13 protein-coding genes are annotated in these 15,549 nt (G+C 67.0%); 5 read left to right on the top strand and 8 right to left on the bottom strand.

The annotated features are described in order from the left end of the window. Positions 1-457 precede the first annotated feature (457 nt). The gene (locus GXY47_02230; protein ID NLV29948.1) at positions 458-1,078 is read right to left on the bottom strand and encodes a hypothetical protein; all 621 of its coding nucleotides are present in this window, start codon (positions 1,076-1,078) and stop codon (positions 458-460) included. Between the two features lie 9 nt (positions 1,079-1,087). Beyond that, the gene (locus tag GXY47_02225; GenBank protein NLV29947.1) at positions 1,088-1,354 is read right to left on the bottom strand and encodes a hypothetical protein; all 267 of its coding nucleotides are present in this window, start codon (positions 1,352-1,354) and stop codon (positions 1,088-1,090) included. A gap of 264 nt (positions 1,355-1,618) precedes the next feature. Between GXY47_02225 and GXY47_02220 the strand changes: the two genes are divergently transcribed. The 4 genes from GXY47_02220 (at position 1,619) to GXY47_02205 (ending at position 7,030) form a co-directional block, all read left to right on the top strand. Further along, positions 1,619-2,296: a response regulator gene (locus tag GXY47_02220; GenBank protein ID NLV29946.1), complete on the top strand. Its 678-nt coding sequence runs from the start codon at positions 1,619-1,621 to the stop codon at positions 2,294-2,296. A 124-nt stretch (positions 2,297-2,420) separates the two neighbouring features. Further along, entirely contained in the window at positions 2,421-3,626 is a 1,206-nt protein-coding gene (locus GXY47_02215) for a hypothetical protein (GenBank protein ID NLV29945.1), read from the top strand. A gap of 21 nt (positions 3,627-3,647) precedes the next feature. Then, a complete protein-coding gene (locus GXY47_02210) occupies positions 3,648-5,300 on the top strand; it encodes a sulfatase-like hydrolase/transferase (protein NLV29944.1) in 1,653 nt (550 codons plus the stop codon). Between the two features lie 35 nt (positions 5,301-5,335). Continuing rightward, on the top strand, positions 5,336-7,030 hold the full coding sequence (locus tag GXY47_02205; protein NLV29943.1) for a YgiQ family radical SAM protein: 1,695 nt from the start codon (positions 5,336-5,338) through the stop codon (positions 7,028-7,030). Here GXY47_02205 and GXY47_02200 read toward each other — a convergent pair. The 6 genes from GXY47_02200 to GXY47_02175 form a co-directional block, all read right to left on the bottom strand. Next, positions 7,015-8,496, bottom strand: coding sequence for a trimethylamine methyltransferase (locus GXY47_02200; protein ID NLV29942.1), 1,482 nt, complete (start codon positions 8,494-8,496; stop codon positions 7,015-7,017). The genes GXY47_02205 and GXY47_02200 overlap by 16 nt on opposite strands. 235 nt (positions 8,497-8,731) lie before the next feature. Beyond that, entirely contained in the window at positions 8,732-9,853 is a 1,122-nt protein-coding gene (locus GXY47_02195) for a hypothetical protein (GenBank protein ID NLV29941.1), read from the bottom strand. Positions 9,854-9,936: 83 nt separating this feature from the next. After that, positions 9,937-10,764: a UbiA prenyltransferase family protein gene (locus GXY47_02190; protein NLV29940.1), complete on the bottom strand. Its 828-nt coding sequence runs from the start codon at positions 10,762-10,764 to the stop codon at positions 9,937-9,939. A 34-nt stretch (positions 10,765-10,798) separates the two neighbouring features. Then, the gene (locus GXY47_02185; protein NLV29939.1) at positions 10,799-11,890 is read right to left on the bottom strand and encodes a DUF362 domain-containing protein; all 1,092 of its coding nucleotides are present in this window, start codon (positions 11,888-11,890) and stop codon (positions 10,799-10,801) included. A 19-nt stretch (positions 11,891-11,909) separates the two neighbouring features. Next, the gene (gene sthA, locus GXY47_02180) at positions 11,910-13,289 is read right to left on the bottom strand and encodes a Si-specific NAD(P)(+) transhydrogenase (protein NLV29938.1); all 1,380 of its coding nucleotides are present in this window, start codon (positions 13,287-13,289) and stop codon (positions 11,910-11,912) included. 105 nt (positions 13,290-13,394) lie between these two features. Next, the gene (locus GXY47_02175; GenBank protein ID NLV29937.1) at positions 13,395-14,678 is read right to left on the bottom strand and encodes a hypothetical protein; all 1,284 of its coding nucleotides are present in this window, start codon (positions 14,676-14,678) and stop codon (positions 13,395-13,397) included. A 214-nt stretch (positions 14,679-14,892) separates the two neighbouring features. Here GXY47_02175 and GXY47_02170 point away from each other — a divergent pair, with 214 nt between their 5' ends. Then, a complete protein-coding gene (locus GXY47_02170; protein NLV29936.1) occupies positions 14,893-15,537 on the top strand; it encodes an acetyltransferase in 645 nt (214 codons plus the stop codon). Positions 15,538-15,549: the final 12 nt, after the last annotated feature.

Below are 15,549 nucleotides of genomic sequence, written 5' to 3'. Positions count from 1 at the left end.
TTCGGACCCATTTCAATGGTCCTTGGTCACCGTTTTCTCTGAAGTCACCACCGCAATCTTGTTTCCAAGGAGCCAGAACCGCATTACAATGCTGTTTTCGGTGCGCTTCGTGAATGAAGCGGTTTAATGCCCGGCAATTATTTAAAATTCAGGTTTTACCAAGGACAGGAAGGATCCTCTGCCGTATTTGCCCGGGAGGCATCCTCTTGATTTGGAGGTATTGTAGCCGAAGCCCGGCGCGATCAAAATGGATTAATTACGCACGGGTATTTGTTGCAGGCACACAATCGCGCCAAACCGGGCGGATCGGACCGACCAGCCTGATCCGCATTATCTCGACTATATAGGGATCTTGATCCACCAAGGGGGACAGTGGTGACTGTCCCCCCGATCAAAATGAAACAGGGCAGGACCCGACGGCCCTGCCCTGATCTGAAATACCCGAACCCGGAGCCGCTTACTCGTACCGGAGCAGCTGGACCCCCTCGTTCCATTTGTTCACGGCCAGGAACTTGCCGTCGCGCGAAACGTAGGGCGCGCCGAACCGGGCGGGGAGGGGTTCCTCCTTCCAGGTCTTGCCGCCGTCGGCCGTGCGCAGGGCCATCATGCCGCTCTTCCCCTCGAGGCCGAGGACGACGACCCCGTGGCCGGCGTCGGTGAAACGTACGGCCGCCTGCGGGATCTCGTTGATGAAGGGGCCGCCCGCGAATCCCTGGATTTTCGGGGCGCTGAGGCCCAGGGGACGCGCGGTCCAGCTCTTGCCCCCGTCCGTCGTGACGTGGAGCACGCCCGCGTCGTCAAGGAGGTACCCTTCCGCGGGGGTGCGGAGCGACACGGCCGCCACCTTGGCCACGCCCTGGGGCAGGGCGAGGGGCTTCCATGTCTGGCCGCCGTCGGCCGTCATTTCGAATTTGTCGCCGAAGCCGAGCCAGCCCGTTTTTGCGTCCGCGAAGGCCATGATGCACCCCATGCCCCCCGCCTTTCCTTCAAGGGTTTTCCAGGTCTTGCCGCCGTCCGTGCTCACGCTGACGGTCTTCATCCCGCACTGCCATACCGTCTGGACATCCACGATGTCCACGAAGTAGAGTCAACCGCCGCTGGTGTCGGCCACCGTCCAGGTCTGGCCGCCGTCGAAGGTGAGGTGCGCCTTGCCGACGTCCCCGGCCCCGCCCGTGAACCCTATCTTCCCGTCGAGGAACGAGGCCATTCTCATCTTCTCCCCGACCTTCGGTTGGGGATCGACCATTTTCCACTCCCCGGCCTGGGCCGAAGGCTGGAAGGCCGCGAGCCCCCCTCCCACGGCCAGGACCGCCGCCAATACGCCCGTCATCAGGCTCCATCGGCCATGTTTCATCTTTGTTTCCCTCCAGAAGTAATTGTTGTTTCATTCCCGGCCGACACGACCCGGCCGGAATGGCGCAGGTCCTTCGGTTCTGACCCTCAATGATGCCAGACTTGATATTACTACAGAACGGGCCGGGCGCGGCCCCGACCCGACTTTTTCGCAAATATCGCCCGCCGGGCTCATGCTTTCCCCCCGCCCGCACGATATGAACCCCGAGGGCGGTCGGCGCCTCCCGGGGGGGAGATCCGTCCGCCGCGCGGGAGTTGTGAGGAAATGGGCACGAGATTCTACCTGGTCGACGACGAACCGGCCGTGGGCCGCGTCGTGAAGGCCGTCCTGGCCCGCGCGGGGATCGACGCGATCCTGGAAACCGACAGCGCCCGGGCGGCGGAGCGCCTCCCGGGCGAGAAGTTCGACGCGGTGTTCCTGGACGTTCACATGCCCGCCCCGGACGGCTTCCAGCTGGCTCGCCTGCAGCGCTCCGGCGGATTCAACATGCACACGCCCATAGTCATGATGACGGGGGACGAGGATCCCGGGGTCATGAACCGCGGGTACGAGGCCGGGGGCAACTTCTTTCTCTTCAAGCCGCTGGACCGGCGCCGGATCCTGCGCTTCGTCAAGGCCTCCGAGGGCTTCATCCTGCGCGAGCAGCGCCGCTTCCGCCGCATCCTGCTCGCCCTCCCGCTCGCCATGGAAACGGAGAACGGAACCGTGCACGCCACGACGGAGGACATCAGCCTGAACGGGCTCCTGGCGCGCGTGTCCCGGCCCGTCCCCGCAGGCAGTGCGGTGCGCCTTTCGGTCTTCCCCCCCGGGACCGACGTCATCACCATCGAAGCCAGGGCCCTGCGGATGGTCGGCAGGGACCGCCTGGCCTGCATCTTCGAGGGGATGAGCCGGGAGGACAACGACGCCCTGCACCGCCTGCTGATCCCCCTCATCCGCTGATCCCGAACTTCCGTCCGGGGGCATTCCGGCCGCAGAATTTGGTGTCGCCGGTTCGTTTTCATAGTAAAATCGTCTCCATCGCGGTATCGCGCCCGAAACCTTCAGCGGGAGAAAGAAGACGGCCATGCCCCATCTCTTTGAAACGGGAATGTCGACCCTGCCCCGCCGCCTGGCGCTCACGAGTATGGGGTGGCTGGCGTTGATCGCTCCCGGGGCCCTCACCTCCTTCGGCGCCCAGGACCCGCCCGGGGAGGCCGGCGCCCAGGCGGAAATCCATTCGATCATGAGCGAGGAGTACGACGCCTTCGAGTCCGCCAGGAGCGAACCGGACCCCGAGCGGCGCGCGGAGCGGCTGTTCGAATTCATCCAGAAGCACCCCGAATCCCCCCTCATCAAGCAGATACGGAACGAGGACTATGACGGCGTCGTGCGCGTCGAACAGGAGTACCGCGCCTACTATACGGTCCTCGGGGAGCCGGACGCGGAAAGGCGGGCGGCCGCGCTGTTCGAATTTCTCGCGCGCAGCCCCGACTCGGGCTTCGCGGCACGGGCCGGGGACGACTTCCTCGCGGCCCTGAGTTCCCTCTACCAGGACGGAAAATACGAGGCGGTGTTCGAGTTGGGGGAGCGGTGGCTCCGGGGTAGCCCTGCGGATGTGAGGGTGTCCTCCTTCGCCGGAAACGCCGCCCTGCAGCTGGGCCGGCACGCGGAGTGCGCCGCGCGACTCGAGCCGGTGTACGAGGCCTCGCCCGCTCCCGCCCTGGCGCGGCAGATCCTGGCCTGTCACCTCGAAGCCGGTCACCGGGAGAAGACGGTCGAATGGGCCGAAAAGACCTTCGCCATGCCCGAGTTCGCCGGCGATTACGCCCTCCGGTATGACCTCGCCACGCGCCTTTACGCCGCCGGCGATCTCGAGCGGGCGGCCCGTTACGCCCGCCTCGCGCTCGAATCGATCGACCGGGCGGCGATGTCCGACGGGGAAAACCGGGACCTCGTGCGCAAACTCGTCCGAGTCTGCCGCCACATCGTGGCCGCCTCCCTGGCCGAAAGGGGGGACCACGCCGCGGCGGTCGCGGAATATGAAAAGGCCCTGGCGTCGGAGAAATACGCGGAAGGGTTTTACGGCATCGGCCTGAGCCTGGACAGCGCGAAGGATATCGAAGGCGCCCTCCCCTACTATGCGGCCGCCGAACTGATGGGGGGCCCCGTCGCGCCCAGGGCGAAGGAACGGCTGGAGATCGTGTACCGGACGCTGCACAACGACTCCCTGGTGGGGATCGACAAGGTCTACCGCAAGGCCCGCTCCCTGCTCGGCGAAACCCCGGAGTAGGCGGCAGGGGGCCTGGGCTGTGTGACGAAACTGGAGGAATACATCCTGATGAAAGCGACGACCAAGGCAACGCCCATGATTGCGGCCGCCCTCCTCTGGACGGGGCTGTCCGCGGCGCAGGAACCGGCCGGGGACGGAGCAAAATCCCGCCGCCCGAACATCCTGCTCGTGATCGCCGACGACGTCGGCATGGACGCCACCACCAACATGTACCCGGGCATGATCGCGGACCTCGTCCGGCGGTACGGTCCGGAGGGCTTCGACCATCCCGATTACGGCAGGATCGACGGCAAACCCGCTTCCACCCCCGTGCTGGACCGCTTCGCCCGGCAGGGGATGCGGTTCGCCAACGTGTGGGCGCACCCTTTCTGCTCCCCCACCCGCGCCGCGGTGCTCACGGGGCTGTTCGCGGCCAAAACCAAGGTGACGACCTACGCCGACGCCCTCTCATCGAAACACACGAGCTTCGTCCGGATGCTCAAGGAACAGGGGGGGTACAGCACCGCCGCCTTCGGCAAGTGGCACATGGCCGGGCTGCCGGGCAAGCCGGTGGACTATCCCGGCATGAAGCCGAAGCAGGCGGGGTTCGACCTTTTCAGGGGGAACCTCCACGCCGCCATCAATTCGTTCTGGGACTACGAGTACCTGGTCCAGGACGCCGCGACCCCGGCGGACCGGTGGCGCTCCGAGCCGATGCCGGTGAAATCGCTCCGCGCGATCGCTCCCACCAACTACGCCCCCGTGGTCAAGGTCGCCGACACCATCGAATGGATCACCGCCCGCGAAAAGGAGGGCCGGCCCTGGTTCGCCTGGCTGGCCTTCAACCTCTCCCATACCACCATCATCCAGCAGCCGAGCGCCATGGCCGTGCCGAACGCCGACACCCTCGACGCGCCGAGCCTCGCGGAGATGAAGGCGTGCGGGGGTACCTTCGGCTCGAACACCGTCGGTTCCTGCAGCGGCGAGGCTCTCAACCGGGCGATGACCAACTCGCTCGACACGGTCTTCGGCCGGCTCCTGGAGGCGGTCGACGCCGTCGCCCCCGGCACCTACGTCATTTTCGTCAGCGACAACGGCACCCCGATGTACGGCCGGCCGCAGCTGGACTTCATCGACAACATGTACATCACGCGCAAGGAGCGCGGCAAGGGGACAGCCTACGAGAGCGGGGCCCGCGTCGCCATGGCCGTCCGGGGACCCTCGATCCCGGCCGGCGGCGAGAGCGCCGAGTTCGTCCACGTGGCCGACCTCTTCTCCACCGTCCTGGCCCTGGCGGGCCTCACCCCGCCCGGGACGGTGTCCGACAGCACGGGCGCCGCGAAGGTGCCGCTCGACGCCGTGTCGCTCGCCCCGATCCTGTTCAACAGGGAGAAAACCGTCCGTGACCCGGACCGGGACTACATCCTCACGGAAACCGAGAATCTCATGACGGGGGGCACCAAAATGGTGGGAGCCCGCAACGCGACCTACAAGGTCGTCTGCACCGGCGGCGCCGACGACTGCCTGTTCTACAACCTGAAGCGCGACCCGCTCGAGGAGTACCCGCTCTCGAGGCCCGCCGGCTGCGCCGATTACGAAAACGGCGGGTGGACGCCGGCCGATCCCGAATGGCACTACTGTCACCTGGCGGGCGTCGTCGCCCGGGATTCCTTCCTGTCGGAGGACATCCGCTGAAATCCTGTGCCTTCCTCCCCACGACGCGCGCGGAGATGCAGGCCCGCGGCTGGGACGCACTCGACGTGCTCCTCGTCACCGGGGACGCCTACGTCGACCACCCCTCCTTCGGGGCGGCCGTCATCGGGCGGGTGCTGGAGGCCGAGGGGTGGCGCGTGGGCGTCGTCGCCCAGCCGGACTGGGCCGACCCGGCGTCGCTCGCCGTCATGGGGCGCCCCGGCCTCTTCTGCGGGGTCACCGCGGGGAACCTCGACTCGATGCTGGCGCACTACACCGCCGCGCGCCGCAGGCGGAAGGAAGACGCCTACACCCCCGGCGGCGCCGTCGGCCGCCGCCCCAACATGGCCACGGTGGTGTACGCGCAGCTGGCGCGGCGGGCGTTTCCGGGAGTCCCGACGGTGCTCGGGGGGATCGAAGCCAGCCTGCGCCGGACGGCGCACTACGACTACTGGCGGGACCAGGTGCGCCCCTCCATCCTCGCCGACGCGAAGGCCGACATCCTGGTGTACGGCATGGGGGAGCGGGCCGTCGTCGAGATCGCCCGCCGCATCGCCCGGGGCCTCCCCCTGGAGGGGATCGCGGGGACGGCCCGGATGCCGGGCGCCCGGGAGTCGGACACCGACCGTTTCGCCGACTGCGTCCTCCTGCCGTCGCTCGAGGAGTGCCGCGCCGACATCCGGAAGGTGCGGGAACTCACGCGGCTGACCGAACGGGAGCAGAACCCCTTCTGCGGCAGGCCGCTCGTGCAGCGGCACGGGGCGCGCGCCGTGCGGATCGAGCCCCCGGCGCCCCCCCTCAACACGGCGGACATGGACCGCGTCTACGGCCTCCCCTTCGCGCGGGCGCCGCACCCCTCCGGCGGGGAACCGATCCCCGCCTTTACGATGATCCGGGATTCGGTGACCGTGGTGCGCGGCTGCGCCGGAGGCTGTTCCTTCTGCGGGCTGGGCCTGCACCAGGGCCGCTTGCTCTCGAGCCGCTCGGAGGAATCGATCCTGGGGGAGGTGCGGATCATGGCGGCCTCCCCCGGTTTCAGCGGCACCGTCACCGACCTGGGGGGGCCGACGGCGAACCTGTACGGCTGCGTCAACGGCGCGGTCGCCGCCTGCCGCGTCTGCCGCCGGGCGAGCTGCCTCTTCCCCTCCCTCTGCCCGCACCTCGAACTCCACCCGGAAGCGGCGATCCGCCTCATGCGGCGGGTGGAGGAGGTCGCGGGGGTGCGGCACGTGTTCATCCAGTCGGGCATCCGGATGGACGTGGCCCTCCGAAGCCCGGAATATGTCCGGGAACTGGCGCGCCATCACGTGTCGGGCCATCTGAAGGTGGCCCCGGAGCACCTGCACCCCCGGGTCCTCCGGAAAATGCGCAAGCCGGGCCCGGAGACCTTCCACGCCTTCCGCGAGGCGTTCGAGGCCGAAAGCCGCGCGGCGGGGCGCCGGCAGTACCTGGTGCCCTACTTCATCTCCAATTTCCCCGGTTCGACGGAGAGGGAGATGGAAGCCGTCGAACATTTTGTCCGCCGGGAGGGGTGGAAGCTGCAACAGGTCCAGGATTTCATCCCGCTGCCGATGACGCCGGCCGCCGCCGTTTACGCGGCCGGTCTCGATTACGAAACCGGCGAGCCGGTCCCGGTGGTGCGGGGACTGGCCGGACGGCGCGCGCAGATGCGGCAGCTGCGGCCGCGCAATCCCGGGCGCAGGCGCGGCCGGCCTCCTCACTCCTCCGGGTAGGCGTAGTCGAGGCCGAGGCGCTGGAACCAGCTTTTTTCCAGCTTCTTGATCTCCGCCAGGAGGCCGGGCGCAAGCGGCGGCGGGGTATGCCCGAGGAGCCCGAGCGTTTTCTCCCGCAGGAGCTCCTCGCTGTGGCGCACGGGGGCGGCCGGTGCGGCCTTCGCCCCCCGGCTCCGGTCGAGAACCGAGGGCGCCCAGAAGTCCCGGAAATGCTCGAAGGTGTGCTCCTCGGCGAAATAGCTCCCCCCCGGCCCCACCTTCCCGACCAGGTCCAGGGCGAGGGTCTCGTCGCTGACCTCCAGCCCCTGCGTCATCGCCCCCGTCATCCCGATCAGCTCGTCGGTGAGGACCATCAGCTCGGGCGAGATCATGGTCGCGTGGTCCATCAGGCCCACGTCGTGGACCATGTTGGCGCCCGAGAGAACCGAAGCCAGGCACTGCTGCGCCGCCTCGATGCCGGCCTGGAGCCCGAGGACCTTGGCGTCGGTGCAGCCGGCCGTCCCCAGCATGGGCAGGTCGTAGTGGTGCGCCAGTTCCGTGGCGGCGATCACGAGGAGATTGAGTTCCGGGGAGCCGTAGGGGTAGATCGTGGTCTTCATGTCGATGACGTTCGGCATGCCGCCGTAGACCACGGGGGCGCCCGCCCTCTTGAGCTGGATGATGGCGAGGTGGCTCAGGACCTCGGCGTTCATCACGGCCAGGGTCCCGGCGAAGGTGGCGGGGGCGGTGGCTCCCGCCATCGGCATCGAGTAGACCACGTTGGGGACCCCGTGCTCCGCCAGGAGCAGGCTCTTCTCCAGCGCGTCCCGGCCGTGGACCAGCGGGCTGATCGGCTCCACCGACCCGAAGAAGAAGGGGCGGCGGCGCAGCTCGTCGGCGCCCCCGGCCACGAGGGCGCACACCTCGAGCTGGTCCCGCAGGCTCTGGAGGTTGGCCATGGAGGACCCGAGCGGCTTATCGCTGTTTTCGAGCTGGATCATGAAGGACACCTTCCCCGCCAGGACCGCGGGGAGCCCCTGGGGGTAACCCGCCCACATGCTCGTGAAGGACCACGCCAGGTTGGGGAGCGCGTCGATGAGGCGGGCATTGGCCACCACGTCCGAAATCCGGCAGGGGCGCCTCCGCCCGTCCCGGGGGTCCAGGATGTCGGGCTGGTCCGGGGTCCCGCCGAAGGTGCAGCGGCTGCCCGAAAGGGTGACGTAGGGGGTGCCGTCGCGCTTGTGGAGCACGATGGCGCCCGGCGCGCTCGCCAGGGCCTTCTCGATCACGTCCCCGGGGATGCGGACCTTTCGGGGATCGGACACGTCCGCTCCGGCGCCGTCGAGGAGTTCCAGGGCCTCCGGGCAGTCGACCGTCACGCCGACGCGGGACAGGATCTCGAGCGTCGCCTCGTGGATACGCTCGAGCTGCCCGTCATCCAGGCGGCGAAATGTGGGAGGGGTGAGTTCCAGGGTGTAGCCTTCCATCGGTGTCCTTTCTTTTGGGGGAATTGGTCCATGCAGGTCGTTGCCCCGGGTCAGGACACCGGCCGAGAATCATTTAGTATACTAAATATTTCTACACAAAGCAAATCCTGCCGCCAATCGATGGCCGTCATCCAGGTTTCCATGGGAGAACGGTCTGAGGGAAACAGTCCGGGTTCGGCTGCGGGAGGCTGGAATTGCGGCTTTCGCCCACTTGCGGCGACAGCAACGCCGGGCGCTAAAATTTCCCCCACCAGCGGGCAAGGAAACTGAATGCACCGAAAAAGCCGGAGCCTCCCTCCGGAATCCAGTGGGGCACGCTCCAGACGCTCGCATAGAGAACAACCACGGCGATGGGCACCTTCGGCAGGAACACCTTTTCCCTGCGGGATTCGGTCAGGAGCACGATGCCGGCCAGCGTGAACCCTGCATGAATCCACCGCCCCCAGTCGGTGGCGAAGACAAACAGCGGCACAAGCGGGATCATGCATGCCAGAAGCCACAGGCTCAGGCGCCTCGGTTTACGGGCCAGAAACAGGGGGACGAGGGCGGCCGTTAGGGGGAAAAGGTACAGCAGCAGGTACCGGGGCAGGGGAATGACGACCCGGTCCCAGGCATGCTCGGAATCCAGGGCAAGCCAGCGGATGGCCCCGCCGCAGATCTCCGGGTTCAAGCCCCTCCCCTGCAGCGAGAGGCAGATCTCCTGTGCCGTCCGTTCCGTTCCGCGGAAGGCGGCGGAGAACAGGAGCCCCGCCGCCGCGAGCGCCAGGAAGCCCGCGAGGTACATCTTCCCGGCGGCTCTCTCCCCCGGGTTGGCCTGCAGGAACCTCCAGAGGAGACAGACGAAGAACAGGACGCAGAGCGAGACCAGTTCATGGGAGAACACCCCGAGTGCATAGCATCCGAGCGATGCCGCGGCATACGGGTGACGCAGCCGGCCCTTCATGGATCCGAGGGCCAGGAGGCTGAACGAAAGAAATACCAGGATCTCCTTCCTGAAGCCCGCCTCCATGTCATAGAGAGGAAACAGGAGGATGAATGCCGGGGAAAAGAGCAACGCCAGCCAGCCGGCGCTCCGGCGCTCGGAGAAAAAGAGCCGCAGAACGAGAACGGCGACGGTGGAGTGAACCAGCACCTGGAGCCAGAACGTACTCCAGAGGAGCGGGAACCCCAGCCCCGACAGGCCGTGGAGGAGCTGTCCCGTCAGTCCGCGCCGGACCCACCCCCCCTCGAAATTGATCAGCCAATCGGCCGTCTTCCATTCGTGTCCACCGCGCCCGACCTGAACACCGTAATGGGCGCAGACCGCCACGAGGCACAGGCCGGCCAGGGCCACGATCGCCGGCCGCCAGGCGTTCACCTCAAGGTCCCGGCCAGCGAAAGGGCGGGAACAAAGGGCGCGCATCAGGTGTCCCCTTCCATCGGAATCATCCGGGGTGGACGTCATCCCCGGTAGATGATCACTGCGAACGTCACGATCCATCCCAGCAGCGCGGCTTTCATGCAGGGATCCCCGTAGAGCAACTCCGTCGGGTCCGCGCTTTCCTTCCTGATGCAGGTCAGATGCAGGTAGCGCAGGATGCCCAGCAGCACGAAGACGGTTGTCAGATAAAGCCTTTCGCTCTGAAACCTCTGGGCGGCCCCCGATGAAACCGCATAGACGCTGTAGGCGACCAGGAGGATGAGGGCCAGCGCAGCCGTGGCGGCATCGACGAAAGGTCTGTAGCTGCCGGCCGCCCGGCGCGTCACGAGGCCGGATCCGGTCAGCAGAAGCACATCTTCCCTGCGCTTGCCGACCGCCAGGAACAGGACCAGCAGGAACGACAGGGCAACGATCCAACGCGAGATCTCGACTCCGCCGACAACCCCCCCGACATATATGCGGATCACGTAGCCGAAGGCCACGATGATGACGTCCAGTACGGGAATGTGTTTCAGTCCCAGGCTGTAGGCGAGATTCATCAGCAGGTACAGCCCGATCAGGAGGAACGAGGGAGGTCTGAGCTGGAAAGCCAGGACCAGGCCGAAACCGCCCAGGAGCGCCGCCGCGGCAGCGGCCGCCCTCACCGACACCAGATCGGCGGCCAGTGGCCGGTCCCGCTTCACTGGATGACGACGATCCATCTTCCTGTCCCGTGCGTCATTGACGATATAGGCGGCGCTGGCGACAAGACAGAACGCCGTGAAGGCGATGCCCGTGCCCGCCAGGAGCCCGGGATCCATTATGCGGCCGGCAAAGAACGCGGGCAGGAACACGAAGAGATTCTTCACCCATTGCCGGGGCCGCAGAAGCCTGAGCAGGCCGCTATACCTCCGGATAGGACTCAAAATGCCTTCCCCACTTCGTGTTCCTTGCATGAATCCGCTGCAGCCTCTTCCCTCTCAGGGGCCACCAAAGATAGTCGTGGTAGAGGTAGGAGCCGAAGATCAGGGTGTAGACCAGCGGCGTGCGGACGAGGATTTTCTGGAGCGCCTTCAAGGGCCCGAACCAGATGGCGTCTCCCACCCTGCTCGCCATGTTGTCGCCCACCGAGAAGCCGAAATTCGCCTCGGCGATGTCATGCCCGAGGACGTCGATCTCCTCCATTTTTCCCGTTCCCCAGCCGCTTTCATCCGCCAGGCGGATATAGTCGATGGCCATCGGGTCGAACCCCATCATCCTTGCGGCGACCGCATCGATGGCGGCCGAGTCGGCGCTCGCCAACATGAAATCCTTTTCCACCGGGACCATGGTCCTGGGACCGGGGCCGTTGCCGCAGAGCGTGGCGTCCATGACCGAAAAAATGCCTGAATGGATTTCCTTCTGGATGGCCAGCAGGTCCGCGAGGGTTTGATGGATCCAGCTGTGGGTATAATGCCGCTTCGTGTTCAGGAGCCCGCCGAACGCGTTCTTCATGGCCCCGGTGGTGGTCGTGTAGATGTGGGTTTTGAGCGTGGGCAGATGAAGGATGTTTTTCCCCACGAAATATTCGGGGATCCTGATCCCCTCCGGGTATATCCGGTGCAGTACGCGCATCGGGGCGTTTGGGGTGTAGCGTATCCAGGAAATGTCACGCGGGTCGAAATTGAAGAGTTCTTTGACGCCATATTTCCGGTAGATCGGTGTGAGCCGGTTCAGCCGCCCCCCTTTGTGCGGGTTGGTGACAACGGTGTCGTTATGGACCGCCACGATATCGCGATATCCGGCATCCCTCAAAGCCCGGATCACGCCCTCCAGCTGCCAGGGTGTGGTGTTTGCGCTCAGGAAGGGCAGATGCCAGGTGATGTTGTCCTTCAGAATGGTCGCGCGATCGCGCGGCAGGGCCTCCCGGAACCCGGCCAGTTCCATCAGACGCTGGATATCCTGCATCACCCGCTGGGGCGAAGTCTTGACGACGGCTACGCTGGATCTGCTCATATTCCCCCGGGGTGACGATTTAAAAACGATCCCCGTCGCTCCCCGTCATGGCCGCCACCTTGTAACATTCGGCCAGGGTGGGATAGTTGAAGACGGTCTCGAGGAAGTAGTCGCGGCCCCCGCCGAAGGCGAGCACGGCCTGCCCGATGTGGACGAGTTCGGCCGCCCCCTCCCCGAGGATGTGGACCCCGAGGAGGCGCCCGGTCCCGCGGTGGAAGAGGAGCTTCATCAGGCCGCGGGTGTCGCCCACGATGTTCGAGCGCGCGATCTCCCCGAAGCGCGCCAGGCCGGTCTCATAGGGAACCCCCTCGGCCTTCAGCTGCGCCTCGGTCGCCCCCACGGTGGACATTTCGGGGATCGTGTAGATGCCGGAGGGGAGCGGCCGCGCCATCGGCGGGGCGGGTGCCCCGAGGGCGCAGCAGGCGGCCCGACGCCCCTGTTCCATCGACACGGAGGCCAGGCTCGGGAACCCGATGACGTCCCCGGCGGCGAAGATGCCGGGAGTGCGGGTCCTGAAATGGTCGTCGACCCCGATCCTCCCCCGGGCGTCCGCCTCGAGTCCCGCCTTTTCCAGGCCGAGGCCCTCGACGTTCCCCTGCCGCCCCACCGCGTAGAGCAGCATCTCCGCCTCGAGCGCCCCCCCTCCCAGTTCCACGCGCACCCCGCCGGGCGCCCTCTCGATCCGGCCCTCCTCCCCCAGCCGGAGCGAAACCCCCAGTTCGCCCAGGTGGGCCCTGAGCCCCTCCACGATGTCCCGGTCGAGGAAATCGAGCAGGCCCTCCCGCTTATCCACCAGCACGGTGCTGATGCCCAGGACCGCCGTCATGCAGGCATACTCCACCCCCACCACCCCGGCCCCCATGACGATGATCGAGCGCGGCAGGGAGGGGATGGAGAGGAAGCTCTCGGAGTCCACCACGGCGGCGCCGTCGAACGGGACCGACGCGGGGCGCGCGGGGGTGGAACCGGAGGCGACGAGGATGGAGTCCGCCCGGACCTCGTCCGTATCGGCGCACCCCTCCAGGCCCAGCCGGCGGCTGTCGAGGAAAAACGCCTCCCCCCGGAGCACCTCCACGCCGCTGCGGCGCAGCTGCCGGTCGAAGACCCCGCTCTCCAGTTCGACCACCTGGTAGGTCCTCCGGCGCAGGTCTTCGGCCGTAATCGTCTCCTTGACCGTATACCCGGCGCCGTAAAAGCCGCGCTGGCGGTACCCGGTGAGGTGCAGCACCGCCTCGCGCATCGCCTTGCTGGGAATGGTCCCGGTGTTGACGCACTCGCCGCCGGCGGCGTACCGCTTCTCCACGATCGCCACCCGCGCGCCCAGCCGCCGGGCCTGGATCGCCGCGGAGTGCCCCGCGGGGCCGCTGCCGATGACGGCGAGATCATAGTGTCGGGTCATGCGTCCTCCGGATCGAACCGGTCCCGTCGACCGGGAACCTCAGAGCAGCTTAATGCATGGGAGGGGGAAAGAAAAGGCGAAGGCGCCCGCGGGCGGCCGGAGGGCTCAGAGGCCCTTCCGCCGGTGGACGATCAGGCGCGGGTTTTCGGACCGCCACCGGTAGTAGCCCTTGACCTCCTCGAGCGTCATGAGGGTCCAGGGCGACAGGGCCGAAATCCCGTTCTTGCTGAACACCAGGTTGTCCGCGATCTGCACGACGGCGTGGAAGAAGTCGCCCGACTCGTCGACGAAGGCGATGATGTCCCCCAGTTCCAGCTCCCCCTCGACGATGAAGTAGTCCTCCCGGAGGGTCCGGAGGGCGACGGCGTCGTCGAGAAAACGGTCGTCGGGCCGGGACGAGAAGAAGTTGAGCGCCGTCCAGAGGCAGTTGGCGACCGTGGGGCGGTCCAGGTCCGCCACCGACAGCTGCGGGTAGCTGTAAAGGCGGTCGCGGGCGAACGGGGGGAGGAGGTGGACCACGTCCACCGTCTCGCTCTCCCCGCGGGAGATCGATTCCAGCAAGGGCCTGATTTCGGTGCGCCGCCCCCCGCGCCCCCAGTACTCGACGAGCGCGTCGAGATCGCCCGGCGCCCCCACCGAAAGGCCAGCCAGGACCGTCCGCTGCCGGAACAGCCCCTTGCCCAGCCGCCGCAGCTCCTCTTCACCGATCTCCGCGCGCACCAGTTCGATGTCGGAGAAGAGCATGTAGTCGCCGTCGCGGTAGACCAGGGGCTCCACCAGGCCCCGGGTGCGCCCGTCGATCATCGCGCCGCCGAGCCACTCCTCCAGGCTCGCCCCCCGGAACCGGAAAGCCTGCACCTGGTCTGGATTGAATCCGTTGCCGGCCAGCAAGTGGTAGAGTCGGCCGCGCAGCCCCGGCTCGAGTCCCCGAACCCAGGCCGGGTCGGGCAGGAGGAGCACCCCGCCGGTGCGCCGCTCGGTCCTCATCTTTCCCCGCAGCCGGTCGGCGTCTTCCCCGGGCACCCCCACCGCCCGCAGGAGAGCGACGGCCCCGTCGGCGTCCGTCCCGGGGAAGAACCAGGCGGGGTGCGGCGAAAATCCCCAGTCGGTGAACACCAGTTCCATGGGAGGGGCGATGACGATGGGGAGGAGGGTCAGTTTCCCCCATCGCCCCACGCGTCTTTCCTGCGCCGGGTCCGGGGGGCGGCCTTCGGCCGGCGCCTCCGGCTTGAGGAGGAAGGCGGCCACCGCGAGCCAGGGCGCGACCAGGATGACGAGCAGGGAGATGAACCACGGTCTCGGGATGGCCAGGTACGTCACCGCGCTCCTGGCGGACCCCGCCCTCTCCGCCTCGGCGGCGGCGCCTCCCCCGCCCCGCAATGTGCCCATGGGTCTTTTGATCTTCACGTTCATTAGATACTGTGCCCGCCGGCGGATGTTACGGAATTTGATCGAAAACTATGGGGGTAGTTGCCGGTCCCGGCCCGCACGGGGATCCTGCCGGGGATGAACCTATTGTCTATCCGCGGCATCAGGGATATAAACAGATTAGGGGATGTTTCTGTCCCGCGGCTGGGCGGGGCGATTGGGTGGACAGCGCCTGATGACGGATCTTGCCATATACGGGTTTGGAGCGTTCGGCCGCGAACTGGCCGCGATCGTCCGCTCGATCAACGAGGCGGCGCCCCGGTGGAACGTCATCGGCTATTTCGACGACGGCGTGCCCGAGGGCCGATCCAACCGCTACGGCGGCGTCATCGGCGGCCTCGGGGCCCTGAACCGTCATGAAAGGCCGCTGGCCGTGGTCATGGCGATCGCGTCCCCGGACACGGTGCGCGCCCTGGTTTCGAAAATCACCAACCCCCTGGTCCATTTCCCCAACCTGGTCGCCCCCACCGTGCTCTTTTTCGACCGGGAGAGCGTCGGGATGGGCCGGGGCAACATCCTGGGCCACAACTGCCGCATCAGCTGCGACGTCGAGCTCGGCGACTTCAACCTCCTCAACGGGGAGGTCTCCCTGGGCCACGACGTGAAAACAGGGAGCTTCAACGTGATGCAGCCCGATGTGCGCCTCTCGGGCGCGGTGACTGTCGGGGACGGCAATTTTTTCGGCGCCCGCGCCCTGGTGCTCCAGGGGGTGGCCATCGGCCGCGGCACCCGGATCGGGACCGGGAGCGTGGTGATACGCAGGACGCGCGACGGGGTGACCTATTTCGGAAACCCGGCCAGAATCATGAAGAATCTTTGACCTTTTTGGATG

The sequence above is a fragment of the Acidobacteriota bacterium genome (assembly GCA_012729555.1).
Taxonomy (GTDB): domain Bacteria; phylum Acidobacteriota; class UBA6911; order UBA6911; family UBA6911; genus UBA6911.
Note: the sequence above shows the minus strand (reverse complement) of the source record. Positions and strands in the feature narration are given on the sequence as shown.

What these genes read in the sequence shown, in the direction of transcription:
- GXY47_02225 (NLV29947.1), bottom strand. Translation starts at nt 1,354, where the DNA reads ATGAAACATGGCCGATGGAGCCTGATGACGGGCGTATTGGCGGCGGTC.
- GXY47_02220 (NLV29946.1), top strand. Translation starts at nt 1,619, where the DNA reads ATGGGCACGAGATTCTACCTGGTCGACGACGAACCGGCCGTGGGCCGC.
- GXY47_02215 (NLV29945.1), top strand. Translation starts at nt 2,421, where the DNA reads ATGCCCCATCTCTTTGAAACGGGAATGTCGACCCTGCCCCGCCGCCTG.
- GXY47_02205 (NLV29943.1), top strand. Translation starts at nt 5,336, where the DNA reads ATGCAGGCCCGCGGCTGGGACGCACTCGACGTGCTCCTCGTCACCGGG.
- GXY47_02200 (NLV29942.1), bottom strand. Translation starts at nt 8,496, where the DNA reads ATGGAAGGCTACACCCTGGAACTCACCCCTCCCACATTTCGCCGCCTG.
- GXY47_02185 (NLV29939.1), bottom strand. Translation starts at nt 11,890, where the DNA reads ATGAGCAGATCCAGCGTAGCCGTCGTCAAGACTTCGCCCCAGCGGGTG.
- sthA (NLV29938.1), bottom strand. Translation starts at nt 13,289, where the DNA reads ATGACCCGACACTATGATCTCGCCGTCATCGGCAGCGGCCCCGCGGGG.
- GXY47_02175 (NLV29937.1), bottom strand. Translation starts at nt 14,678, where the DNA reads ATGGGCACATTGCGGGGCGGGGGAGGCGCCGCCGCCGAGGCGGAGAGG.
- GXY47_02170 (NLV29936.1), top strand. Translation starts at nt 14,893, where the DNA reads ATGACGGATCTTGCCATATACGGGTTTGGAGCGTTCGGCCGCGAACTG.